Below are 23423 nucleotides of genomic sequence, written 5' to 3'. Positions count from 1 at the left end.
GCCGCGCCCTCGACGGCGCGGCGGCATGACAGCAAGGCGCCGGCCACGGTCGGCGCCCGGTGTGAAGGAGAGAGAGCGATGCGCTACACCTTGCCCGGCCGGGCGGCGGCACTGTTGGCCCTGGTTTATTCCTTACAGGCCTGTCACTCCGGCAGCAGCGCGCCGGGTGGCGATGGTGGCGGTGGTGCCGGGCCGGTGCCGGCGCAGGCCTGTGTCGCCGAGGATTGGTGCGCCGGTGCCGCCAAGGCGGTGGTCTCGCCCAGCCAGACGCAGATCGATGGCCTGGAGGAAGCGCGGCTGTTTCTGGGCAGCAAGCTGCAGCAGTTCAATCTCGGCGGCTTCGGTATCAACCCCACGCAGAACTTCCCTGATCCCTTCGCCCAGTTCGGCAGCAGCCTCACCCAGCCGGCGCAGGAGCCGGTCTACCACTCGCGCCGCGACGGCGCGGTGGAGGACACCTATCTTCGCGCGCTGGTACTGGAGCAGGGCGGCGAGCGGGTGGCCTTCATCGTGGTCGACGCCATCGGCGCCGGCAATCTGATCCAGAAGGGCCTGCGCGCAGCGGTGGTCGAGGCCAGTTGCGCGCTGGACTGGTGCATCGCCGAGGACCATATCGTCTTCGGCCAGACCCACAGCCACGCCGGCGCTGACTTGCAGGGTCTCTGGGGCGGCGTGCCGCAGGACTGGATCGAGAACACGCTCTACGCCGGTGCCGCGAAAGCCGTGCAGGAGGCCATCGCCGGCCGCAGCCGCGCCGAGGCGCGCATCGCCACCGGCGAGACCAGCGACTACAACAACTACCGGCGGCCGCCGCGCGACCCCGGCGACGACGCCGATGCCCACCTGGCGCTGCTCAGCTTCAACTACCCCGGCAGCGCCCGGCCGATCGCCCGCGTATTGCAATACGCGGCGCACCCCACCAGCGTCGACGAAGATCCGCGCGTGCCGCATGCCGACTACATCTACGGCGCGGCGCGCCGGCTGGAGCAGGGTGGCGGCGTGGCGCTGTACTTCAACGGCCCGATTGCCGACGCCTCCGGCGCCGGTGGCGACTGCGGCTTCGAGGAGCCCAATGCCTACGAGAAAGTGCGCTGCCGTGGCGACGCCATCGCCTCGTTCGCGCTCAAGCAGAACTCGCGGTCCCTGGCCCCCGCGCTGGCGGTGCGCAATGTCACCGCCACGCTGCCGGTGACCAACCCGCTGTTCGCCGCCGCCGCGCCGCTGGGCGCCTTCAACCGCTACTACGACTTCACCCCGCACGCGCTCACCGACATCCCGGTGCTGGGTGACTTGGTCGGCACTGTGCAGACCGAGATCGGCCAGGCGCCGACCACCGCCGAGACCCTGGTGACCCGTCTGAGCCTGGGCGGCGCTGGTGGCCTGGAGATCGCCACCATCCCCGGCGAGGCCACCAACAGCTACGGCGAGTTCATCCGTGGCCTGATCGAGCAGGCCAATCCGGGTGCTGCGGCGATGCTGCTGGGCCTCACCCAGAACTCCTTCGGCTACATCCTGCCGGAGGAAGAGTTCAGCTATGTCGATGCCTCCGGCGACACCGGCTTTTTGATTCCCTACACCGGCTACGAGGAGTTCGTCTCGCTGGGGCCCCTCACCGCGCCGCTGCTGCGCATGCAGGCCTACATCCCCCTGTTCGACGCGCCGGCGCTGGAATACCTGCCGGTGTACCTGCGCGCCTGCGTCACCCCCGGCAGTGGCGAATGCCTGATTGCCGAACTGGCGCTGAATCTGGAGTACGTGCAGACCTCGCTGGCCCACACCTGCCTGGAGAACGGCGCGCCCGAAGCCTTCTGCAGCCTGCTCAATCCACAGACGCCACTGGCCGGCCTGTGCAATTCCCTGGGCGTTTTGCCGCCACAGTTCTGCGGCCTGCTGGGTGACGGCAGCCCATGAGCCGGCGCCACGTCGTCGCGCTCACGCTTGCCGCGCTGCTGCTGGCTGCCTGCGGTCGTAGCGAACGTCCCGGCAGTGGCGACGGCGACGGCAGCACACCGCCGCCGCTGCCGACCGAAACCCAGGTGAAGGCCGGCGTCGGTGTGGTCGACATGACTCCGGATGTCGGCTACTGCGCCGGCCAGTACTGCGACTACGCCAGCGACACCCTCACCGGCCTGCTCAACGGCGACGTCGATCCCTTCCTCACCCACAAGCTCAAGTTCGGCAGCTACGGCGTGCAGTCGCGGCTGACCGCGCGCGCCATCGTCGTCGAGGGCAGCGATGGCAAGCGCGTCGCCCTGCTCAAGACCGACAACTACATCGCCCAGGACATGCTGCTGCGCCGCGTCGGCCAGTTGCTGGACCAGGGCGACAGCGGCATCGGCTACGAGCAGATCCTCTACCACGTCAGCCACAACCACAGCTCGGCCTACGCCTCGACGCTGGCGGTGGGCCTGTTCATCTTCCAGGACTTATTCGACGCACGTTTCTTCGAGAACCAGGCGCGCAAGATGGCCGAGGCCATCGAGCAGGCGGCGGCCAATCTCAAGCCGGCGCGCATGGGCGCGACTGAAGTCCACCACCGCGTCTACAAGGGCAATGTCGTGCGGCTCGCCACCGCCAACGATGGGACCCCGGCCGGCTATCCGCTGGAGTACGGCGACCACGGTCTGGTCTTGATCCGCTTCGACGACCTCAGCGACCCGCAGCAGCCGAAGCCGCTCGCCGCCTGGGTCAACTGGGGCGAGCATCCGGAGAGCCTCGACGCCTACAACCTGCACAGCGCCGACTATCTCGCGCCGCTGGAGCGCTTCGTCGAGCGCGGCATCGGCGCGCCGCTGCTGTTCAGCCAGGGCGATGTCGGCAGCGCCGAGAACAGCGGCGACGCCAAGGAACTGCTGAGCGACACCGGCGCGATATGTGGCGAGTGGCCAGGCGATGCCGAAGCGCCCTTGCGCGACGACTGCCCAGAGGGTGAGGGCACGCTGCGCGACTGGAATCACCGGGGCTATGTGCAGACCGAGCGCAATGTCCGCTTCCTCGCCGATGCGATCCATCAGGCCTGGGAGGCCATCGGCCGCGGCGAGGCCAAGGTGCCGATGTCCGGCAACTTCACGGTCGACTACCGCAACGCCTGGGTGCCGGGGCCGCTGTCGCACCCGATCCCCACCGTCTCCAATTGCAGCACCGAGCTGACTGTCGAGGGCGACATCGGCGTGCCGGTCGCCGGCCTGCCGGACTGCGGCCGTTACGGCGTGCCCGGCGAGACGCCGCTGAGCGGCCCGGCGGCGACGCTCTACGCCACGCTCAAGGCCGAGGGTGTGCCGGTGCCGGACCACTACAGCGGCCCGGGTTTTGCGGCGGTGGAAGAGAATCTGCGGCTGAAGCTCCAGGCCTTCCGGCTCGGCGACATCCTGCTCGCCTCCTGCGCCTGCGAGCCGCAGGCCGATCTGGTGCTCAACCTCGAGTCGCGGCTCGACGACAGCGCCGGCAACATCTACGACGGCTTCGACTGGGCCTGCCTCTTGCCGGACTTCGCGGGCGATCCCGCTTATGCCCAGGCCTGCGCCGTCCAGCAGCGCTACTTCGATCCCGCCGACCCCGAGAACCGCGCCGGCGAGATCGCCGGCGACAACTTCGATCCCGCCGCCATCGCCCATGTCCGCGCCCAGGTGCACAACGATGCGCGCGGCTGGGACGATGCCGCCAATGCGCTGAGCGCCGAGACCGAGCCGGCGGACTTGGCCGCGATCAAGGGCAACTTCACCCGCGAGGAGATCCAGGACCTCGGCGCGCCCGGCTACAAACTGGCGGTCGCGGTCGGCCACGCCGGCGACTACAACGGCTACACGGTGAGCTACCGCGAGTACATGAGCCGCGACAGCTATCGCAAGGCGCTCACCGCCTACGGCCCGCACACGGCGGACTACATGGTGACGCGGCTGGTGCGGCTGGGTGCGGCCTTGCAGGGCGGGCCGGAGCTGGCCGCCGAACCGCTGGACCTGGTCGCCACCGTCGACGAGACCCGCCAGCAGGCGCAGTCCCTGCTCATCGGCCAGCTCAGTGGCGCCGCCTACGAGGCCTGGCAGGCCGGCATGCCCAACGATGTCGGGCCGGCCGAGCCGGTGCAGCAGCCGACCGACATCAGCCGTTTCGCGGCGACGCAATTCGTCTGGCGCGGCGGCTCCACCGCCGCCGACAACCCGCGGGTGCGCGTCGAGCGCGAGACCGCGCCCGACGTTTGGGAGCCCTACGCTGACCAGAGCGGCGAAGTCCCGGTGCGCGTGCAGTTCCCGCAGGGCCTGTTCGGGTTGATGCAGACCTACGCCGGCATGCAGGAATGGCTGTGGACCGCCAGCTTCGAGGCCTACAGCGCCTTTCCGGCCCGGCTCGGCAGCACGCCGCTGGGGCGTTACCGTTTCTGCGTCGAGGGCAACATCCGCCAGGCACGCGCCGACGCAGCCTATGACTTCTGCTCGGAGCCGTTCACGGTCTCGGCCTGGGACGGCATCGCGGTCGCAGCACCCAGCCGCAGCGGTGACAGCTACCAGTTCCCGCTGCCGGCCATCACCTATCCGCGCAGCTACGCCGAGGGCTTCCGCTACATCGCCGACAACGACAGCCCGCGGCTCTGCGACAGCTGCAGCTTCCGGCCTTGGGCGCAGTATGGGCGGGCGGTGCGCGCCGAACTGGAGATCGTCAACGGCGGCAACGGCGCGCGCCGCAGCCAGGGCGCGAGCTGCGACGGCGCCGGCCAGTGCCGCGTCAGCGCCACCAGCCTCGCCAGCGGCGAGCAGGCGCGGCTCGTCGTCTACGACGCCGACGGCAATCGCGGCAGCGTCGCCCTGCCCTGAGTCGTGCGCACGGGAGCCTGCGGCGGTCGCCGTTACGGCAGGGTCACGCCTGGAGTAACTATCTCTTGCGAATGCCGCGCAGCCAGGCCGAGAAATCCGCCGCGACGGCCTCCCAGCCCTTGTCCAGCATCAGGTTGTGGGCCATGCCGGAGTAGAGCTTGGCCTCGACGCCATAGGCCCTGGCGGTAGCGCGCACATCGGCGGGCGGGAAGATGCGGTCCAGCTCGCCGCCGACCACCCACTTCGGTAGCGCCGGATCGACGCGCGAGGTTTTGGGCAGGTCCAGTACCAGCATGTCGAGAAAGGCGCGAAAGGACTCGTTCTGCAGCGGCTGCCAGTAGGCCTCGATGCTCTTCGCATCAAGCCCAGTGCTGTAGAACATCGCCTGCGCAAAGCGTGGCTCGCGCACCAGATGATAGAGATCGAGCCCGGCCACCGAGCGCAGGAAGTCCAGCGGCCGGCTGCGCAGCAGGTGCAGCACCACGCCGAGCACGCCCTGCGGTGGCACCGAAGCGAACAGCGCGGCGCCGGCCAGTTTCGCCGGCCGCCGCTCCATCAGCTTCTGCACCACGAAGCCACCCATCGAGTGGCCGGCCACCACCATCGGCGCTTTGCTGCCGGCTAGAGCCTGCTCGACCGCATCGACGTAATCGCGTACCGGGTACAGCGCGATGCGCTGCGGCCCCGGACGGCCGTGCCCAGGCAGATCGAGGGTCTTGACCACATGCCCCTGCGCGCGCAGCCAGGGCGCGAACTGCCGCTCCCAGCACCAGGCGCCATGCCAGGCGCCGTGGACCAGCAGGACCTCAGGCGGCACGGCGCAGGGGCTCCGAGGCCGGAGTCGCGTGCGCGGGTTGGGTTTCCAGATGCTGCGGATCGGCGATGGGCGTGTGCAGCATCATCTGCCGGTCTTCCTGGTAGTTGTTGCGGACCATCCAAGGCATGGCCTTGCCCTGGCGCGGCAAGAGGTGGTTGGCGCGCTGCACATAGCCGGCGCTGAGCTGGCCGAGCACGCTGGCGTCGAGCGCGGACTGTTCGCGATCACGCGGAATCACTACCGCCTGGCCGTGCTGGTCCATGTGCGCGAACAGCCGGCACAGGTAGAGGCTGGCCATGTCCGCCTTCATCGTCCACGACAGGTTGATGTAGCCGAAGATCCAGGCGAAGTTCGGCAGGTCCTGAAACAGCACGCTCTTGTAGATCATCTTCTCGGCGAGCGCGTAGGGCTTGCCGTCGACGCTGAGCTTCATGCCGCCGAACATCTGCACCGAGAGGCCGGTGGCGGTGACGATGATGTCGGCCTCCAGATCCTTGCCGGACGCGAGGCGGATGCCGGTCTCGGTGAAGCGCGCGATGGTGTCGGTGACCACCTCGGCGCGACCTTCGCGCACGGCGGTAAATAAATTGGCGTCCGGCACCGCGCACAGGCGCTGGTCCCAGGGCTCGTAGCTGGGGTTGAAGTCCTTCATGGTGAAGGCCTCGCCGAGGTGGCGCTTGGCCTGGCCGACGAAGAACTTGCGGGTTGCCTTCGGGAAGCGCTGGCAGAGCTTGTACGTGGTCTGCCAGATCTCCAGGTTGCGCTTGCGGGCAATGGCGTAGCTCCAGCCGCTGGGCAGAATCTTGTCCAGCACCTGGGTCATGCGGTCCCAGCCCGGCAGCGAGAAGATGTAGGTCGGCGAGCGCTGCAACATGGTCACCTTCGCCGCCTTCTCGGCCATCGCCGGCACCAGGGTCACGGCGGTCGCGCCGCTGCCGATCACCACCACCTTCTTGCCGGCGTAGTCGAGATTTTCCGGCCACTGCTGCGGGTGGATGATCTGGCCCTTGAACTGCTCCTCGCCCTTGAAGGCGGGGCGGTAGCCCTGGTCGTAGTTGTAATAGCCCTGGGCGCTCACCACGAAGCGCGCGCGGTAGGTCCGCGTCTCGCCGCTGGGTTCGTGGGTGGCGGTGATGGTCCAGAGCTGTGCTTCGCTGTCCCAGTCGGCGGCGGTGCAACGGATGCCGTACTCGAAACGGTCGGCGACGCCGAACTCTTTTGCCGTGTCGCCCAGGTAGTTGCGGATGCTGCTGCCGTCGGCCAGCGTGCGGTAGTCGCGCCAGGGCTTGAACTGGAAGCCGTAGGTGAACATGTCCGAGTCCGAGCGCACGCCCGGATAGCGGAACAGATCCCAGGTGCCACCGACCCGCTGGCGCCGCTCCAACACCAGGAAGGACTTGCCGGGCTGTTCGGTTTTCAGCCGGCAGGCCATGCCGACGCCGGACACGCCGGCACCGATGATCACCACGTCGAGAACGTTCGCGTGCAGCTTGCTCATGGAGGTCTCCTCAGCAGAAATTGTTTTTTCAACTGCACACAGGTTTGCGGGAAATGCGCCAGCAGGCTTGATCTTTGGAGACAAAGTCTTTGCAATCGGAGACATGTCTACCTTGATCCGCGCCGCCGGCATGCGGGGAGCCGCCGGCTTCCTGCGCGAACGCGGCGTCGCCATCGAGCCCCTGATGGACCGCCTGCAGATTCCCCGCGCCGCGCTGGTCGACGAGGAGCTGCGCATCTCCCTCCCCGCCTACGGCCAGTTGCTGGAAGCCGCCAGCGAGCTGGCCGGCTGTCCCGATCTCGGCCTGCGGATCGCCGAGCGCCAGGACATCAGCATCCTCGGGCCGCTGGCGATCGCCATGCAGAACGCCTCCACCGTCCGCGAGGCCATGCGGGTGGCCAGCCACTTCCTGCACGCGCACAGCTCGGGCATCCGGCTGAGCCTGCATGCCGAGGCGCCGGCGCCGGCGCAGGGGCAGACCAGTCTGCGGCTCAGCCTGATCACTCCCGGCTGGCTGCCGCGCCGGCAGATGTTCGATCTCTGTCTGGCCGACCTGCACCACTTCCTCGCCTTCCTCGCCCAGGCGCCGCCGCCGGTGCTGGCGGTGACGCTGCCGCACGCGCCGCTGGCGCCGCCGGCACGCTACGCCGAGCTGTTCGGCCGGCCGGTGGACTTCGAATGCGCGCACGCCGAGATCGTCGTACCCAGCGACTTTCTCGACCACAGCCTGGTGGGCGCCGTCGCCGCGCTGCACCAGCTCAGCCTGGAATACCTCAAGCTCGCCTACGAGGGCGGCGGCCGTACCGTGGGCGAGCAGGTGGAAGACATCCTGCGCCGGGCGCTGCCATCCACCCGTGGCCGCCGCGAAGTCGTGGCGCGCCTGCTGGGCCTGCACCCGCGCACCCTGCAACGCCGGCTGGAGGCTGAAGGCCTGGCGTTCTCCGACATTCTCGACACCGTGCGCCGCGATCAGGCGCGGCGCTGGCTGACCGAGTCCGAGGTGCCGTTGGCGCACATCGCCGACATCCTCGGCCTCGCCGACCAGGCGGTGCTCTGCCGCAACTGCGCGCGTTGGTTCGGGCGCTCGCCCTCGGCGATCCGCAGCCTCGGGCTGCCGACTGCATCCACCAAGGGCGCGTAGAACCTCGCGCCCCCTCCAGGGCGGGAGGCTCAGCGGTCTGGATGGCCTGGCGGCGGCATCCGCCGCAGCGTTACCACCAGCACATCCCGGTAGGCCGGCAGCGCCGGGTCCAGGGGCTGCACCGGGGTGACGCCGTGGAAGACCCGGTGGTCGTCGAGCAGCACCGCGTCGCCGGGTTCGGTGAGCGTGAAGCTGCCGAGGTCACGGCCGTCCGGGCTGTGGATGGTGGTGGTGCCGCGGGCGATGTTGTCGCGGCGCAGCAGCAGCACCAGCACGTAGTCCACGCCATCGCGGTGCATGCCTTCCGGCGTCGGCTGGCCGGGCTCGCCGGCGCGCGCCTCGATGCGGAACTGATGCACCTCGGTGAACCACTCGCTCACCTCCGGCGCCAGCGCGCCGAACACTTCCGCGCAGTAGCGCAGCACCCGCACCAGGCTGGCGCTGCGGCCGATGTCGGCCTCGATAGGCGCGAACCAGCGTTCGACGCCGCCGTTGAGGCGGTTGTAGTCGCGGCTCTGCCAGTGCGCCTGATGCGGCAGCCTTACCAGGTGCTGCCGACTCAGCGTGTAGACCGCATGGCGGCGCCGGCGGTAACGGCCGCCGTCGGCCATGTAGCGGTCCAGTTCCAGCCGGCTCCAACTGTCGCGGAAGGCCTCGGCATCCACCGGTGCCGCCAGTGTCGCCAACTGGGCCTGGAACTCGGCCGCACGCAGGAACACATGGCCCTCGGCCGCCAGCGGCGCCAGCAGGGCGGGGGACAGCTCCAGGGTTGAGGCGGGCACGGCGCGCTCCGGTCGGGGCGCGGATTGCAGCCGAGCGCGGCCGGCGATGCAAGTGGCAAGGGCTGGCGGTGTGTGCTCGCGGCCTTGTCCGGAGCAAGCGTCAATGAACCGGATTTGAGTCCCTATGAACGCAATGTGAGGTCATCAATGCTGGCCGTTGTCGGCAACGCGACTGCAGAAAAGCGTTGCTCTATCTCCAACGCCGAGCATAAGCCGCAGCCACGCCGGAGCGCAGCGGAGGCGTAGCGGTCGGCTGGAGTGCCTTGTTAGGCATTCGGGCTCTCAAAGAGTGGTGAATTATCTGAAACAGCAAACGCTTGCCAACCCAACTCATCGAATAAGCGCTGGACTAGATTGTGGAAGTCATCGCTGGTTGCATCTGTCCAATTCGGACCGAAGTGAAGAGAGAGATGGAGTGACTGTGGCCTTTCACCCTCAGCAATTTGAAACTCCACCACGAAGCCCTCGGGTGGGGACCACGAGCCGTCACGGGCAGACGACCAAACGAGCCCAGCGAAAAAATCTGCACTCGCCTCTCGAATCTCTGTGGGTGTACCAAGCGGCTCGGCGTCTTCTACCTCCGTCAATGAGCTGACGGATTGCGTCGGCTTCAAAACGACTATGTCGAAGCTCACGATTCTTCTCCTGCCTAACGCCCTAGCTCAGCCACGTTTTTGCCGTAGCGAAGCGAAGGCAAAAACGTCGGCTGGAGCGCCTTGTTAGAACTCATATGCCCGCAATACGCGCTATTGCGGCGGCAAGCAACGCCAAGACACAGGCCAGGCTGACCGAAAGCGCGGTGAAGCGAGCAATGCGGTAAACGCGCTCCCCGCCTTGAACGCGATGCCACTCTTGCTTGAGTAGCACTTGCGCCACTGCAACCAGCTTCTTCTCGACGTCATTTATCTGGCTGTAGTCCATTGAGCGACCGGGCGCAAACAGCTGTTCCAGCTTTTCGATTTGATTCAGGACAGCGATTGCTTCTGTTTCCTTTGGATTTAGCCGCAGCCGAATCTTTGCTGCAGCTTCGTTGATTCCAACGAAGTCGGGCCTCACCACCTTCCATGCGTCTGAGACGCTTTGAAAGCCAGCCGCACCGGCCCCATGGATGGCATTTGCATGAGCGATGAGCGCCGACACTTCGGCTCGTAACGCATCAATCCATGCTTGGCGGAACTCAGAGACCTTCTGCTCTTTACTAACTATCAAACCGAGCAAAGACACCAGCCCTGCGATGAGAGCCGCCGCGATTGCGCCGATTGCTATGTCAGGAAGTCCGAGCATGAGTTCTAACGCCCGCCTTCAGCCGCGGATTTGACGACGCGAAGCGGCGGCAAATACGTCGGATGGAAGGCATGGTTGGGCCTCATTTTCCCCACACACCGAGCAGCCCCGCTGCGGTAACCAGCAGTGCCATGAACGCGTAGAAGCTCCACCCTTGGCCGCGTGTCGTAATGCATACCTCATTGAGCTTGAACCACTCTTCTGGCACCGAGAAGCGCTCTTTGAGATCGCTTTCGTTCGCTGTTTGAAAGCGAATCTGCATGTTGCGATAACGCAGATACGAAAGGTGATTTCTGACGAGAAGTGCGACCACCCATATTAATGAAATGGAGATCACGGCAGTGATCACCACGCGCACGCCCGTAGATTGCAGCACCGGATGGGAAGTGCCTGCGGCCAAGTAGGCAGTAACAAGAACGGCGTTGATTGCCGAATAAAAGGCCAGAATCTTGGTCGGCCATGACCTAGTCTGATCGACCTCGATCTTCGCCTGTTCCAACGCGTACTTGTCTAGATCGTCCATTGTCATTTTTGTGAGGCCCAACGCTAATTAGATGGAACACAGATCGCCGTCTAATCTGGCGGCGCGTCCGTATAATCTGGAACGGGAAATTTCAACATGCTGAATCCACAGAAGATTCGCAGTTGGGGAGGGATGAAACATGGAACAGAGGGTGGACACGGCCAAGGCTCCCATTTGTTGGATCAGGCTCGGTCGCGGCTGCGGGTGAAGCACCAAAGCCTGGGTGCCGAACAATCCTATTTGCACTGGATTAAACGCCTCATCCTCACTGCGCGGCAAGCGGCATCTCTATGACATCGGCGCGCCGGGGGGGCGAGTTGCCTAGACTCGATGGGGTGACGACGGCAAAGAAGGCTCCGCGTTTTCTTGGGGTGCTGAGCGGGCCGGAAGCACAACGCTGGGCCGCCACCGAGGGGCGGCCCGAGCGTTACGCGGTGTTCCGGTCTCGGCGGCGCGACGGCGCCTGAGAGAGCCTTTAGCTCATTCAATCCCTAACTAAGGATCGAAACGCCCCACCTGCGGCGCGCCGCCGGCCAGTGGCAGGGTGATCAGCGTGCCGTCGTCGGAGAGCACCACGCCTGCGGGCCGCACCGCCTTCACCCCGCGCATGAACACCTGCTCGGCGATGCGGTTGGGCGGCGAGGGGGTGAGGTGATAGAGCAGCAGCAGCGGCACCTTCGCGGCATTGGCCAGTTCGGCGGCCTCCACCGGGCTGGTGTGGTAGCTGGGGATGTCGCCGAAGATCTTGGCGATGCGCGGTCGCCCGGCTTCCGCCGCCAGGGCCTGCATGCGCGCGACCAGATGCTGCGCCTGTGCCTCGTGCGCCAGCACATCGGCGCCCTCGGCGGCGGCGATCATGCGCTCGTCGCGACGGGTGTCGCCGCTGATCACCAGCGAGCGGCCCTTGTAGTCGAAGCGATAGCCGACGGCGGGCTCGATCGGCTCGTGATGCACGGCGAACACCGACACCTTCAGCTCGCCGTCCTCGAAGGCCGGCACGCGATGACCGTCGGCGGGCAGTGCCAGGGGATGCGCCTGCATCTGGCCGCGCTCGGGCGGCAGCATCTCGGCGCCGTGGTGGGCGGTGCGGTAGCCGTTGTCCAGCGCGTAGGCCTCGCTGTAGCCGGCCACCAGCCGCTGCACGCCCTCGGGGCCGTAGACATCCAGCGGCGCCGGCCGGCCCGCGACCCAGGTCTGCATGTTGAACTCGCCCAGCTCGCCGATGTGGTCGGAGTGGAAGTGCGTGTAGAGGATCGCGCCGATGCGTTCGGCCGGGATGTGCCGCAGCGCGAGCTGGTTCCAGGAGCCCGGCCCGGTATCGACGATGTAGAACTTGCCGCCGGCGATCACCGCCAGGCAGGGCCGCGCGCGGGTGGGGTGCGGTAGCGGCGAGCCGCTGCCGCAGACCAGGAGCCGCATCGCGTCGTCCTTGAACAGCGCCTGCGCGGCGCTGTTGTCGACGTTCTTGCGGATCACGTGGTCGATCAGCCGGTCTTGCACCGGGGTGAGTTGCAGCAGGCCGAAACTGGCGAGGGCGAGCAGGGCGAGAGTGCCCAGACTCCAGCTCAGGAAACGCATGGTGGTTCTCCTTGTGGTTTTGCTTGTTGTTGTGAGGTGCAGGGGTTCAGCTCAGGCGCGCGAAGTACCAGCCGCAGCCCAGCGCCAGTACCGCCGCCGGCAGCAGGGGGCCATCGCGCCAGCGCGGCCAGCGCTGCGCCAGCCAGTACACCGGCAGCACGAACAGCAACTGGCCCAGCTCGACGCCGAGGTTGAAGCCGAACAGCGGCAGCGCCGGCAGGCTCTGGCCTGGGCTGAGCGTGGCCAGCAGGCCGGCAAAGCCGAAGCCGTGGAACAGGCCGAACAGTGCGCTGCGCAGGCTGTCCAGGCGCGGGTCGGCGCCACCGCCCAGGCTCAGCAGCACCGCCGCCGGCAGCAGCAGCCAGGGCAGCACGCCGGTCAGGCAGCCGACCAGCGCCAGCGCGGCGGTGAGCAAGGCCGCCTGTGTCGCCGCGCGTGGCTGGCCGGCGAGCAGGCGCTCGGCGGCGGTGCAGGCGATGGTCAGCGCAATAAAGGCCTCGATCAGCGCCGAGGGCGGGCGCACCGCGCCCAGGGTCGCCAGCACCAGCGTGAGGCTGTGGCCGAGCGTGAAGCCGGTGACCCGCCAGGCCAGTTGGCCGAGGGTGGTAGCGCCCAGCACCAGCACCAGCAGAAAGGCGAGGTGATCCCAGCCGCTGAGGATGTGCTCCGCGCCCAGGCCCAGGTAGCGACCGAGGCTGGGCGGCGGCGCCGGTTCGGCCGCCGCCTCGGCGAGCTGCAAGCGCGGCTGCCCGGCGCTCAGCGCGTAGGGGCCGCGGCTGCCTTGCGGGCCGTGCAACTGCACCAGTTGCAGATGGCCGGGAACCCGGTCGAGCAGAAACTGGCTGCGCAGTTGCTGCGCCGCGCCCTGGCAGTGCCAGCGCGCCTCCAGCAGCCAGCTCTCGCCGCTGCGCTGCGCCTGGGCGCTGTCGTTGGCGCAGGGGCCATTGGCATCGCGGATCTCGTAGCCCTGGCGCAGTGCCTGCGCCAGGGTGTCGGCCAGCGCCGGGTCGGCGGGGTCGAGGCTGGCGCGGTTCAGTTCCACCAGCGGCAGGCGCAGTTCCAGGCGCAACTCGCGGCCATCGGCGCTTTGGCTCCAGTCCGCGTAGGACACCGAGCGGCTGTGCGCGCTAGCGCTGCCCGGCAGCGCGAGGAGCAACAGTGCGGCGAGTGGCGTCAGCGCGCGCCGCAGCCAGTCCCACCGACTGCCGGCATCAAAGCGCATCGCTGACCCGCAGGCTGGCGTTGCGCCGCAGGCGTTGCAGCAGCGCCGCCAGCGCGCGCTCGGCTTCGCGGCGCGCCCATTCCGCGCGCACCGCCTCGGCCACGTCCTCGTAGGCGGGAGCGTCGGCCTGGCGCGCCAGCACCAGCAGGAACTGCGTGCGGGTGCCGGTCTGTAGCGGACCGATCAGCTCATCGACCGCTGCCTGCCGCAGCGCCTCGCTGGCACCGCCGCCGAGGTAGTGGGCGAGCTGCGAGAGCGACAGCGCCTGCTCCGGCAGCGCCACTATCTGCCAGCCCGATGGCGGCGCCTGCTTGCCACGCAGCACGGCGAGCAGGGCGGCACGGTCGGCATCGCCCGGTGCCTGTACGGCGGCCACTGTGAGGCGCGGCAGCGCGGCGAAGCGGCCGGGGTCGGCGTCGAACAGCGCACGGGCGCCGGCTTCGTCCACCTGGCCACCGACGGTGCTGGCGTCGATCAGCGCCGCGATCAGGGTCTTGCGCAGGCCGGGTTCGTCGCGCGCCAGGCCGCTGTCGAGCGCGTGCTGAAACAGCAGCTCCTCGTCGATCAGCTTGTCCAGCACCGCGCGGCGCTCGCTGGCTTCCAGCGGGCGGCCGAGATCGCCCTCGACCGCCTGCACGGCGCGCAGCCATTGCGCGCGGCCGATGCTCTGCGCGCCGACCAGGGCGACCGCATCGCCGGGCATCCGGCCGGGCCGGCCCTCGTACAGCAGGCTGCCGGCCGCCAGCAGGCCGCCGAGCAGCACCGAGGCCCAGGCCAGCGCCAGACGCGAAGAAATCGAATATCGATACATATTGACAGAGTGTAAACCACGGACCTTTAATGGCCGCAAGTCTGCGGAATCTGCTCCGTGGAGGAGCCATGAAAACAAGAAACAAAGTGCTGGCCGGCCTGCTGGTCGGCGTTGCCGTTGTGAGCCTGCTCGGATGGTGGGACCGTCAGGTCGCACCCGAGGCTGCCGGTACGCTGAGCGCCTCGCGAGTGAACCCCGACAGCCTGCGCCAGCGTCTCGCGCAGCACAGCGCGCCGGCCGATGGCAGCGGCGAGGACGGCCAGGTGCTGTTCGGCGATCTGCATGTGCACACCACCTTCTCGATGGACGCCTTCGTCTGGGCGCTGCCGCTGATGCACGGCCCCGGCGCGCGGCCGCCGGCCGATGCCTGCGACTACGCGCGCTACTGCTCGGCGCTCGACTTCTACGCCCACACCGACCACTCGGAGAGCCTGACGCCCCGGCACTGGTCGATGATCAAGGACACCGTGCGCGCCTGTAACCAGGCCGCCGGCCCGGCAGAGAATCCGGACCTCGTGGCCTTTCTCGGCTGGGAATGGACGCAGATGGGCAACACGCCCGCGACCCACTACGGCCACAAGAACGTGATCCTCAAGGAGACCGCCGACGCGCTGGTACCGGCGCGCCCGATCATCGCCGGTGGCCTCGCCTTCAAGGCCATGCGCCACGATCCGCAGCCGCCGCTGGAGCGCTTGTTCGGGCCCTACGTGGCGGACTTCCCGCACCGCCAGCAGCAGTTCCTGCAACAGGACAAGCGCCGCGAGCTGGCGGAGATTCCGGCCTGCGCCGAGGGCGTCAACAGCCGCGAGCTGCCGCGCGAGTGCATCGAGGCGGCGGCCACGCCCGGCGAGCTGTTCCGCAAGCTCGACGAATGGGGCGGCGAGGCGCTGGTGATTCCGCACGGCACCACCTGGGGCTACTACACGCCGCCGGGTTCGAGCTGGGAGAAGCAGCTCACGCTCGCGCAGCACGACCCCAAGCGCCAGAAGCTCATCGAGATCTACTCCGGTCACGGCAACTCCGAGCCCTATCGCGACTGGAAGGCGGTGGCCTATGACGGCAATGGCGAGATGGTCTGCCCGGAAGCCACGCCCGACTACCTGCCCTGCTGCCAGCGCGCCGCGCAGATCATCCGCTCGCGCTGCGAAGACCCCAACTCCGCCGACTGCAACAGCAAGGTCGAGACGGTGAAGAAGAACTACCTCAAGGCTGGCCGCGCCGGCCAGCTCACCGTCGCCGACGTCAGGCCGGAAGACTGGCTCAACTGCGGCCAGTGCACCGACTGCGTGCTGCCGGCGTTCAACTACCGGCCGGGTAGCTCGGCGCAGGCGATCATGGCGCTCAGCAACCCGGCCGAGAAAGACCCGCTGGACGGCGGCCCGCTGCGCTTCCACTTCGGCTTCATCGGCTCCAGCGACAACCACGCCGCCGAGGCCGGTACCGGCTACAAGCAGGTCAACCGCCACGCCGCCACCGAAAGCCGCGGCGCGCTCAATGCCGTGGTGCAGCAGCGCTTCGTCGAGCGCGCCAAGCCCACTGGCGATCCCGGCACGCCCCGCGAGTTCAGCCTGGAGGGCTCGCCCTTCAACTTCCTGCAGGTCAACGAGACCGAGCGGCAGTCCTCGTTCTTCTACACCGGTGGTCTGGTGGCGGTGCACGCGCCGCACCGCGACCGCGACTCGATCTGGAACGCGCTGCAACGCAAGGAGGTGTACGGCACCTCCGGCCCGCGCATGCTGCTCTGGTTCGACCTGATCGGCAGCGACGGCCAGCGGCACCCCATGGGCTCGGAGCTGGTCGGCACCGAGGTGCCGCGCTTTAAGGTGCACGCGCTCGGCGCCTACGAACAAAAGCCCGGCTGCCCGGCCTGGACCGAGGCCGCCATCGGCCCGCAGCGCATCCAGGAGCTGTGCGGCGGCGAGTGCTACAACCCCGGCGACGCCCGCACGCCCATCGAGCGCATCGAGATCGTCCGCATCCGCCGCCAGAAGGATCTGCACGACCCACTCAAGCCGCTGATCGAAGACCCCTGGAAGGTGCTGGCCTGCGCCGACAGCGGCCAGGGTTGCAGCGCCGAGTTCGAAGACCCGGACTATCCGGCGCTGGGTGGCGAGGTGCTCTATTACGCGCGCGCCCTGCAACGCGCCGAGCCGACCATCAACGGCGCGCAACTGCGCTGCGAGTACGACGAGAAAGGCCAGTGCATCGCGGTGCAGCCCTGCCACGGTGATGCCCGCACGCCGCTCGCTGACCAATGCCTGAAGGACGTGCAGCAGCGGGCCTGGTCCAGCCCCATCTTCATCCGGCCGGCCCATGAGTAAAGCTACTGCGCAGCCCATTCGCCGCCTCATGCGGTGCTCGCAATCCTCACGCAAGACGGGCGCGACACGGCGTCGCGTAGCGTGGGTGCGGGAGCGCCCGTCTTTGCCCGCTTCCACTCAAGGGCCGCTTCGCGGTCTCTGGGGCGCCGGCGAAGTGCGCTGCGGTTGCTGCGCTCCTATTCGTTGCGACTGGGCTTGCTCGCTACGCTTTCCTCAAGAGCCGGGGCGCTGATGCGCGTGCAGCGCTTCCTCGATGCCCTGAGCGCCCTGCAACGGCGGCACGCGCTGCTGCTGTTTCTGGCGCTGGGCGCGCTGCTGTTCGCGGTGGACGGCTGGCGGCAGCGTTCGCCCGAGCTGCGCGCGCCGGCGGTGGCCGGCAGCGGTCAGGACGCCAGCCAGTGGCTGGAAGACGAGGTGCTCTATCGCGAGGCGCTGGCGCGCGGTCTCGACGACGGCGATCTGATCGTGCGTCGCCGACTGGTGCAGAAGATGCGGCTGCTGCTGGAAGCCGGCGTCGATGTCGCCGAGCCCGGCGAGGCCGAGCTGCGCGACTGGGTGGCGCAGCATCCGGCCCGTTACGGCGGGCTGGCGCGGCTGAGCCTGCAACACGTATTCCTCTCGCGCGGCCGGCACGGCGAACAGTTGCCGGCGGATGCCAGCGCGCTGGCGCCGCGTTTGGCCAGCGCTGGTGCGACCGAGCTTGCGGCGTTGAGCGATCCGCACCCCGGCGGCACCCGGCTGGAAGGCGTGGACAGCGTCGAGCTGGAGCGCCTGTTCGGCGGCCGCCTCGCGCAGCAGTTGCAGGAGCTGCCGGCCGGCGAATGGCAGGGGCCGCTGGTGTCTTCGCTGGGCCTGCACTTCGTCCGCATCCTCCAGCGCGAAACCCGCGCGCCGGACTTCGCCGCCGTGCGCGAACGCGCCCAGCGCGACTGGCTGCTGGAGCAGCGCCGCGAGCAGACCCGGCTGGCGCTGGAGCGGCTGAAGACGCGCTATGGCTTGAGTGGGAGTGCGCAGCCGTGATGGGGCTCGCGGCTTGGGGCAATGTGCCTGCAGTGATTTCACCCCCTCCCCCGCGCGCGGGGGGCGATTGGCCGGGGCGGGAACTGACTCAATGTCAGTTCCCGTTGAGTCAATCGCGGGGTGGGGGCGTTCGCTGCATGGCCGCTGCGGCCACTGTTGCGGCCCCTAAACCGCCCCCCTCCCAACCTCCCCCCGCAAGCGGGGGGAGGGGCTTGATCCGCAGCGGCTTCAAGTCCGCCGTACTGTCTCTACTCCTCCTGCTCCCCAGCCTCGTCTGGTCGCACGCCATGAGCAGCGCACAGTGGCGCCTGACGCAGCGCGATGCGCAGACCTGGGACAGCCACCTGCGCCTGCCGGAAGACTTCGAAGGCCGTCTGCTGCCGCTGCAACCGCAGTGGCCGGCCAGTTGCGAGCGCCTGGGCGAGCCGCGCCAGCAGCCGGCCGACGAGGGCATGGTGCTGCGCTGGACGCTGCGCTGCCCGCAGGGACTCGACGGCCAGTTCGGCCTGCAGGGCTTCAGCGTGCAACTGCCCGACGCGGTGCTGCTGATCCAGCCCCTGCACGGCGAGCCGCAATACGCGGTGCTCTCGGCCAGCCGGCCGCAGTGGCAGCGCAGCGAGGCGCCGCCGCCACCGCCGGTGGCGCACTACCTGGGGCTGGGCGTCGAGCACATCCTCGGCGGGCCGGATCATCTGCTGTTCGTGCTCGGCCTGTTCGCGCTGTGGCGGCGTTCGGCGCGCGGCCTGCCGCGCCTGGTCGGCACGCTCAGCGCCTTCACCCTGGCGCACTCGATCACCCTGGCCGGCGCCGCGCTTGGCGGCTGGCAACTGCCTTCGGCGGCGGTGGAGGCGAGCATCGCCGCCTCCATCCTTCTGCTGGCGGTGGAGCTGGCGACCGGCGCCGAAGGCCTGGCGCTGCGCTGGCCGGCCAGCATCGCCTTCGGCTTCGGCCTGCTGCATGGCTTCGGCTTTGCCGGTGCGCTAGCCGCCACCGGCCTGCCGGAGGGCGCGCAGGCCTGGGCGCTGGCGGCCTTCAATCTCGGCGTCGAGTTCGGACAACTGCTGTTCGTGCTGGCGCTGCTGGGCCTCGTCGCCCTGACGCGGCCGCTGGCGCGCTACGCGCCGCTGGCCTTGAGCGCCTATGGCGCCGTCGCCGCCTACTGGCTGCTGCAACGCGCGGCCGTGGTCTTCACCGGAGCAAGTGCATGACTCTTTCTTCTCGCCTGGGTCTGACGGTATTCGCGGGCCTGCTGGCGGCCTGCGGCTCCTCCACCGCGCCGGAGCTGCCGACGCCGGTGACGCCGACCGATCCTGAGGTGGTGCAGGGCGAATGCGGCCCGGTGGTCGCCGGCCGCAAGCAGGCGCTGTATGGCGATCTGCACGTGCACACCAGCGATTCCTTCGACGCCTACTTCTTCAACTCCATCAACGGCCCGCGCGAGGCGCTGCGCTTTGCCCAGGGCGAGCCGGGCGGCTATCCCTCCGGCGATACCGACCCCAACACCGCCACTCATTTCGAGCAGCTCGACCGGCCGCTGGACTTCGCGGCGGTCACCGACCACGCCGAATTCCTCGGCGCCTTCCGCACGCTCTGCGAGCTGGGCGGCACGGTGCCGGCCGGCACCAATCCGGTCTGCGAGATCGTCGGCGACAACATTCGTGGCGACATCCGCGCCTTCGTCGAGGGCACCACCACGCCGTTCCAGATTCTGGTCCAGACCCTGCTGGCGGAAAGCCCCACCGAGCGCCCGGCCTGGGCGGCGCAGAAAGCGATCACCGAGGAGGAATACCGCCCTTGCAGCTTCTCGACGCTGCACGGCTACGAGTTCAGCTCCAACAAGCGCGGCCAGATGCTGCACCGGAACGTGATCTTCCGCGGTGACGCCGGGCAGGTGCCGGATGTGGTGTTCAGCTCGGTGACCCCGCTCACCGGCATCGACGACCGCAACGCCAACGACGAGTGGATGCTGTTCGATCACTTGCAGACCGAATGCGGCGGCACGCCCGGCTGCCAGGCCCTGACCATCCCGCACAGCAGCAATCTCTCCGACGGCCGCTTCTTCATGCCCACCGACTTCGCCACCGGCCTGCCGCCCGGCCGCGACGGGGTGGCGCTCACCCGGGGCGATGCCGAGCTGCGGCGCGGCTACGACCGGGTGCTGGAGATCTACCAGCACAAGGGTGCTTCCGAGTGCGCCGCCGGCCTGGAGGGCAATTACCTGGAGGGCGAGGAGACCCGTTGCGACTTCGAGCTGAGCAAGAACGTCTGCGCCGGCCTGCCCGACGATCCGCCCGGCTGCGCGCGCTACTGCACCGGCGACCCGGCGCGCGACCCGAGCTTCTGCTCGCTGCAGCAGGCGCCCACCTTGCTCACCCGCGTCTGTGAAACCGCCGGCCCCGATGGCGCCTCCGGCCCGGCCGCCAACTGCACCACGCCGCTGGACTACTACCGCAATGCCATGGCCGAGGGCCTGAGCCTGCGCGGCATCCTCGGACTCAACCCCTACCGCCAGGGCGTCATCGCCTCCACCGACACCCACAACGGCACGCCGGGCATGGCCCGCGAGCGCGCCTACCCCGGCCACGGCGGCGTGCTCGAAGACGAGCCCAAGGACCACCTCGGCATGTGGGACTGCGACAACAGCAACCGGCCGATCAATCCGGAAGATCCCAGCGACCCCGGCAACTGCACCAACCGCATCTTCCTCGACCGCGCGCGTGGCTTTGGCAGCGGTGGCCTGGCCGGCGTCTGGTCGGCGGAAAACACCCGCGGCCAGATCTGGGACGCCCTGCACCGTGGCGAGACCTTCGGCACCTCCGGCCCACGCCTGCGCATCCGCATGCAGGCGAGCTGGACGCCGCCGCCCGCCGACATCTGCGCGAGGCTGGCGCAGGGCGGCGAGAGTGTCACCGCCAGCACCGGCGCGGTGATGGGCGGCGACCTGCCGCCCCGGCCGGCGGGCGCCAACGCGCCCTACATCACCGTCTGGGCCATGCAGGATCTCGGCGGCGCCGGCGAGGCCACGCTGCCGCTACAGGCCATCGATCTCATCAAGGGCACCCTCAACGCCGGCGGTGAGCCCAAGGTGCGCGCCTACGAGGCGGTGGCCCACAGCAGCCATCCGGTGGAGCGTCCGGCGCCCGACTGCTCGGTGGCGCCTGGCCTGCACCCCGAGCAGCTTTGCGTCACCTGGCAAGACCCGGACTTCCACGCCGACCGCGACGCTTACTGGTACGCCCGCGCGCGGGAGATTCCGAGCTGCCGCTGGAGCACCCAGCTCTGCGTCAGCAAGGGTGTGGATTGCGCCGCGCTGAGCCCGGCCAACGGTATCTTCCCGGCCGAGTCCGGCTTTGCCGGCTACGAGGGCTGCTGCCGCATGGAAGGCGAGCCCGGCAGCTTCACCGGCAAGAACATCTTCGCCACGCTGGAAGAGCGGGTATGGGGTTCGCCGGTCTGGTACGAGGCTCCGCAAAACTGATTCCTCCGGCGCCTCGTTTCTTGTTTCCCCTCTCCCCTCGTGGGAGAGGGGTAGGGGAGAGGGGCAACACACTTTCAAACTACGTCGCCCCACCATGCCCACGAAAACCTACAAGAACAAACTCTGCGTCATCACCGGCGGCTCCAGCGGCATTGGCCTCGCCATCGCCGAGCTGCTGGCCGCCGAAGGTGCGCGCCTGCTGCTGGTGGCGCGCGATCCGGCGACGCTGGCAACCGCCGCCGAAGCTTTGCGCCAGCTCGGCGCCGCCGAGGTCGCGACGCTCTCCGCCGATGTCGCCAGGGACGAAGACATCGCCCGTCTGCCCGCCGCCATCGCTGCCCTGGCGCCGGCCGCCGATCTGGTGGTGAACAGCGCCGGCATCGTCAGCGCCGGCCTGCTGCACGAGGTGCCGATGGAGGAGTGGCGGCGCCTGCACGAGATCAACGTGCTCGGCGTGGTGCGGGTGATGAACGTGGTGCTGCCGGCCATGCTGGCGCGCGCCGGCAGCCTCGCGCGTGGCGAGCGTGCCGGCCACATCGTCAACATCGCCTCCGCCGCCGGCCTGGTCGGCTTCAACGGTCTGGGCGCCTATGGCAGCACCAAGGCGGCGGTGGTGGCGATGGGCGAGAGCCTGCGCGCCGAGCTGGCCGGCTCGCGCATCGGCGTCACCACCGTCTGCCCCGGCTTCGTGAAGACACCCATCGCCGGCAAGCTCAAGCTGTTCGGTCGCATGGACAACGAGCGCACCCAGCGCTTCGTGCAGAACTGGTTTGTGCGCAACAACCTGGAGGCCGTCACCGTCGCCCGCAAAACGCTCGCCGCCGCGCGCCGCAACCGGCCGCTGGTGGTGGTGGGCCGCGACGCGCTCTCCGGCTACTGGACCAAGCGGGTGATGCCCTCGGTGCTCGACCGCATGATGGCACGCATGTCGCCCAAGCCGAGGCGCGCCGCGAAAGCCTGAGATGAAACCGGCGCTGCTCTGGGGCTCGGAGCTGTCCCCCTTCTTCCTCAAGGTGGAAGCGCTGTGCCGTCACGCCGGCCTGCCTACCGAGCGGCGGCCGGATGGCGGCACCGCGCTGGAGAACTTGAAGCTGATGGCGCGCCTGCGCCTCGCGCAAGCGAGGCACACGGTGAAGCGCTGGCCGTCCGCGCAGCCGGACGACGAGTACCCACTGGTGCCCTACCTGTTCACGGCGGATGGCGACATTCACTACGACAGCAGCGGCATCGCCGGCTGGCTGGACGCGCATCCGGTTAGCGCCGCTGCCGAGCCGCTGATCCCGCGCGAACCGCTACTGGCCTTCGTCTGCAAGCTGATTGAGGAAGCGCTCGACGAAGTGGGCCTCTACCTCGTGCATCACCACCGCTGGGTGGTGTCGCGCGGCGACAACGACGCCGGCGAGCGGCTGGCGCGCGAGTTCCGCAGTCTGCTGCCCGGCTTCGCACAGCCGCTGCTCGCTGAGGGCTTTTCGCGGCGGCAGACGCGGCGCCTGCCCTACCTGTTCTCGGTCGCGCCCGACAACAAGCGCTGGCTTCCCGGCCGCTGGCCCGATCCGCCGACGCGCGCCGGCTTTCCTGCCACGCATCGGCGCCTGGAGCAGTCCTGGGACGAACTGGTGGACGCCGCCGAGCGCCTGCTGTCGCAGCAGCCTTATCTGTTGGGGGATCGTTTCACCCTCGCCGACGCCGCGCTGTATGGCCAGCTCGGCATGAACCTCAGCGACCCCAGCTCCGAACGCCGCCTGCGCGAGCGCGCGCCAAGGCTGCGCGCCTGGCTCGGTGCGATTGCGGCGGGCCGCCATGCCGGCAGCCGTGGAGAACTGCGACTGCATCCCGACCTCGCGTCGCTGCTGGCCTGGGTGCAGCGCGATTTCATTCCGCTGATGCGCGCCAATGCGGCGGCGGCGGCTTCGGCGCCCTCACACGGCCCACGCAACGAAGCCGCCTTCAACCGCGGCCGCGATCTGTTCGAGTTCGAGTGGCGCGGTGCGCCGGCGCGCACCGTGGTGAAGCGGTTTCAGCTGCGTACCTGGAGCGAGCTGTGTGCGCAGGCAAGAGCGCTGTCGGCTGAGAGTCTGGAAACGCTGTCGGCGCTTGGCTGCGAGGCCTGCTTGCCGGAGTGGCGACGCTAGGAATTGCG

Annotated in this window: 18 protein-coding genes; 9 read left to right on the top strand and 9 right to left on the bottom strand. The window is 68.8% G+C overall.

The genetic code is table 11. The features are described from left to right. Positions 1 to 78: 78 nt before the first annotated feature. Together AC3WT6_RS01820 and AC3WT6_RS01815 are read left to right on the top strand one after the other, a co-directional pair. Positions 79 to 1911, top strand: coding sequence for a hypothetical protein (locus AC3WT6_RS01820; RefSeq protein WP_492651844.1), 1833 nt, complete (start codon positions 79 to 81; stop codon positions 1909 to 1911). Further along, on the top strand, positions 1908 to 4808 hold the full coding sequence (locus tag AC3WT6_RS01815; protein WP_492651843.1) for a hypothetical protein: 2901 nt from the start codon (positions 1908 to 1910) through the stop codon (positions 4806 to 4808). Before AC3WT6_RS01820 ends, AC3WT6_RS01815 begins: the two co-directional genes overlap by 4 nt. A gap of 58 nt (positions 4809 to 4866) precedes the next feature. On the opposite strand, the gene AC3WT6_RS01810 is transcribed toward AC3WT6_RS01815, so the two are convergent. Continuing rightward, positions 4867 to 5625, bottom strand: a complete 759-nt coding sequence (locus tag AC3WT6_RS01810) for an alpha/beta hydrolase (protein ID WP_492651842.1) — start codon at positions 5623 to 5625, stop codon at positions 4867 to 4869. Continuing rightward, positions 5615 to 7123 (bottom strand): flavin-containing monooxygenase, encoded by a 1509-nt coding sequence (locus tag AC3WT6_RS01805; protein WP_492651841.1) that lies wholly within the window; start codon positions 7121 to 7123, stop codon positions 5615 to 5617. Before AC3WT6_RS01805 ends, AC3WT6_RS01810 begins: the two co-directional genes overlap by 11 nt. A 103-nt stretch (positions 7124 to 7226) precedes the next feature. Here AC3WT6_RS01805 and AC3WT6_RS01800 point away from each other — a divergent pair, with 103 nt between their 5' ends. Continuing rightward, positions 7227 to 8264 (top strand): AraC family transcriptional regulator, encoded by a 1038-nt coding sequence (locus AC3WT6_RS01800; protein ID WP_492651840.1) that lies wholly within the window; start codon positions 7227 to 7229, stop codon positions 8262 to 8264. A gap of 29 nt (positions 8265 to 8293) precedes the next feature. On the opposite strand, the gene AC3WT6_RS01795 is transcribed toward AC3WT6_RS01800, so the two are convergent. The 7 genes from AC3WT6_RS01795 to AC3WT6_RS01765 all read right to left on the bottom strand — a co-directional run bounded on the left by AC3WT6_RS01795 (position 8294) and on the right by AC3WT6_RS01765 (position 14464). Continuing rightward, positions 8294 to 9046 carry a 2OG-Fe dioxygenase family protein gene (locus AC3WT6_RS01795; RefSeq protein WP_492651839.1) on the bottom strand — a complete coding sequence of 251 codons (753 nt, stop codon included), beginning with the start codon at positions 9044 to 9046 and terminating at the stop codon, positions 8294 to 8296. Between the two features lie 266 nt (positions 9047 to 9312). Next, complete coding sequence (locus tag AC3WT6_RS01790) at positions 9313 to 9681, bottom strand: hypothetical protein (RefSeq protein WP_492651838.1); 369 nt, start codon at positions 9679 to 9681, stop codon at positions 9313 to 9315. Positions 9682 to 9772: 91 nt separating this feature from the next. Then, a complete protein-coding gene (locus tag AC3WT6_RS01785) occupies positions 9773 to 10330 on the bottom strand; it encodes a hypothetical protein (RefSeq protein WP_492651837.1) in 558 nt (185 codons plus the stop codon). Positions 10331 to 10412: 82 nt separating this feature from the next. Further along, positions 10413 to 10853, bottom strand: a complete 441-nt coding sequence (locus AC3WT6_RS01780) for a hypothetical protein (RefSeq protein WP_492651836.1) — start codon at positions 10851 to 10853, stop codon at positions 10413 to 10415. A gap of 495 nt (positions 10854 to 11348) precedes the next feature. Beyond that, a complete protein-coding gene (locus AC3WT6_RS01775; RefSeq protein ID WP_492651835.1) occupies positions 11349 to 12431 on the bottom strand; it encodes an MBL fold metallo-hydrolase in 1083 nt (360 codons plus the stop codon). A gap of 46 nt (positions 12432 to 12477) precedes the next feature. Then, positions 12478 to 13653, bottom strand: coding sequence for a HupE/UreJ family protein (locus AC3WT6_RS01770; protein WP_492651834.1), 1176 nt, complete (start codon positions 13651 to 13653; stop codon positions 12478 to 12480). Then, complete coding sequence (locus AC3WT6_RS01765) at positions 13643 to 14464, bottom strand: SurA N-terminal domain-containing protein (protein WP_492651833.1); 822 nt, start codon at positions 14462 to 14464, stop codon at positions 13643 to 13645. The genes AC3WT6_RS01770 and AC3WT6_RS01765 overlap by 11 nt, the downstream gene beginning before the upstream one ends. Positions 14465 to 14532: 68 nt before the next feature. Between AC3WT6_RS01765 and AC3WT6_RS01760 the strand changes: the two genes are divergently transcribed. The 6 genes from AC3WT6_RS01760 (at position 14533) to AC3WT6_RS01735 (ending at position 23415) form a co-directional block, all read left to right on the top strand. Then, positions 14533 to 16785: a DUF3604 domain-containing protein gene (locus tag AC3WT6_RS01760; RefSeq protein WP_492651832.1), complete on the top strand. Its 2253-nt coding sequence runs from the start codon at positions 14533 to 14535 to the stop codon at positions 16783 to 16785. A 231-nt stretch (positions 16786 to 17016) separates the two neighbouring features. After that, positions 17017 to 17805 carry a peptidyl-prolyl cis-trans isomerase gene (locus tag AC3WT6_RS01755; RefSeq protein WP_492651831.1) on the top strand — a complete coding sequence of 263 codons (789 nt, stop codon included), beginning with the start codon at positions 17017 to 17019 and terminating at the stop codon, positions 17803 to 17805. Positions 17806 to 18092: 287 nt separating this feature from the next. Beyond that, positions 18093 to 19013 carry a HupE/UreJ family protein gene (locus AC3WT6_RS01750; protein ID WP_492651830.1) on the top strand — a complete coding sequence of 307 codons (921 nt, stop codon included), beginning with the start codon at positions 18093 to 18095 and terminating at the stop codon, positions 19011 to 19013. Next, on the top strand, positions 19010 to 21283 hold the full coding sequence (locus tag AC3WT6_RS01745) for a DUF3604 domain-containing protein (RefSeq protein ID WP_492651829.1): 2274 nt from the start codon (positions 19010 to 19012) through the stop codon (positions 21281 to 21283). The genes AC3WT6_RS01750 and AC3WT6_RS01745 overlap by 4 nt, the downstream gene beginning before the upstream one ends. Positions 21284 to 21377: 94 nt before the next feature. Further along, positions 21378 to 22244 carry an SDR family NAD(P)-dependent oxidoreductase gene (locus AC3WT6_RS01740; protein ID WP_492651828.1) on the top strand — a complete coding sequence of 289 codons (867 nt, stop codon included), beginning with the start codon at positions 21378 to 21380 and terminating at the stop codon, positions 22242 to 22244. A gap of 1 nt (position 22245) precedes the next feature. Then, positions 22246 to 23415 (top strand): glutathione S-transferase C-terminal domain-containing protein, encoded by a 1170-nt coding sequence (locus AC3WT6_RS01735; protein WP_492651827.1) that lies wholly within the window; start codon positions 22246 to 22248, stop codon positions 23413 to 23415. The last annotated feature ends 8 nt before the right edge of the window (positions 23416 to 23423 follow it).

It is taken from the genome of Stagnimonas sp. FW305-C-60 (genome assembly GCF_058782965.1).
Note: the sequence above shows the minus strand (reverse complement) of the source record. Positions and strands in the feature narration are given on the sequence as shown.

Excerpts from the sequence above, each read along its gene's own strand:
- AC3WT6_RS01760 (WP_492651832.1), top strand. The coding sequence starts at position 14,533 with ATGAAAACAAGAAACAAAGTGCTGGCCGGCCTGCTGGTCGGCGTTGCC.
- AC3WT6_RS01785 (WP_492651837.1), bottom strand. The coding sequence starts at position 10,330 with ATGCTCGGACTTCCTGACATAGCAATCGGCGCAATCGCGGCGGCTCTC.
- AC3WT6_RS01805 (WP_492651841.1), bottom strand. The coding sequence starts at position 7,123 with ATGAGCAAGCTGCACGCGAACGTTCTCGACGTGGTGATCATCGGTGCC.
- AC3WT6_RS01745 (WP_492651829.1), top strand. The coding sequence starts at position 19,010 with ATGACTCTTTCTTCTCGCCTGGGTCTGACGGTATTCGCGGGCCTGCTG.
- AC3WT6_RS01740 (WP_492651828.1), top strand. The coding sequence starts at position 21,378 with ATGCCCACGAAAACCTACAAGAACAAACTCTGCGTCATCACCGGCGGC.
- AC3WT6_RS01755 (WP_492651831.1), top strand. The coding sequence starts at position 17,017 with ATGCGCGTGCAGCGCTTCCTCGATGCCCTGAGCGCCCTGCAACGGCGG.
- AC3WT6_RS01780 (WP_492651836.1), bottom strand. The coding sequence starts at position 10,853 with ATGGACGATCTAGACAAGTACGCGTTGGAACAGGCGAAGATCGAGGTC.
- AC3WT6_RS01775 (WP_492651835.1), bottom strand. The coding sequence starts at position 12,431 with ATGCGTTTCCTGAGCTGGAGTCTGGGCACTCTCGCCCTGCTCGCCCTC.
- AC3WT6_RS01765 (WP_492651833.1), bottom strand. The coding sequence starts at position 14,464 with ATGTATCGATATTCGATTTCTTCGCGTCTGGCGCTGGCCTGGGCCTCG.
- AC3WT6_RS01820 (WP_492651844.1), top strand. The coding sequence starts at position 79 with ATGCGCTACACCTTGCCCGGCCGGGCGGCGGCACTGTTGGCCCTGGTT.
- AC3WT6_RS01815 (WP_492651843.1), top strand. The coding sequence starts at position 1,908 with ATGAGCCGGCGCCACGTCGTCGCGCTCACGCTTGCCGCGCTGCTGCTG.
- AC3WT6_RS01750 (WP_492651830.1), top strand. The coding sequence starts at position 18,093 with ATGAGCAGCGCACAGTGGCGCCTGACGCAGCGCGATGCGCAGACCTGG.
- AC3WT6_RS01735 (WP_492651827.1), top strand. The coding sequence starts at position 22,246 with ATGAAACCGGCGCTGCTCTGGGGCTCGGAGCTGTCCCCCTTCTTCCTC.
- AC3WT6_RS01800 (WP_492651840.1), top strand. The coding sequence starts at position 7,227 with ATGTCTACCTTGATCCGCGCCGCCGGCATGCGGGGAGCCGCCGGCTTC.
- AC3WT6_RS01770 (WP_492651834.1), bottom strand. The coding sequence starts at position 13,653 with ATGCGCTTTGATGCCGGCAGTCGGTGGGACTGGCTGCGGCGCGCGCTG.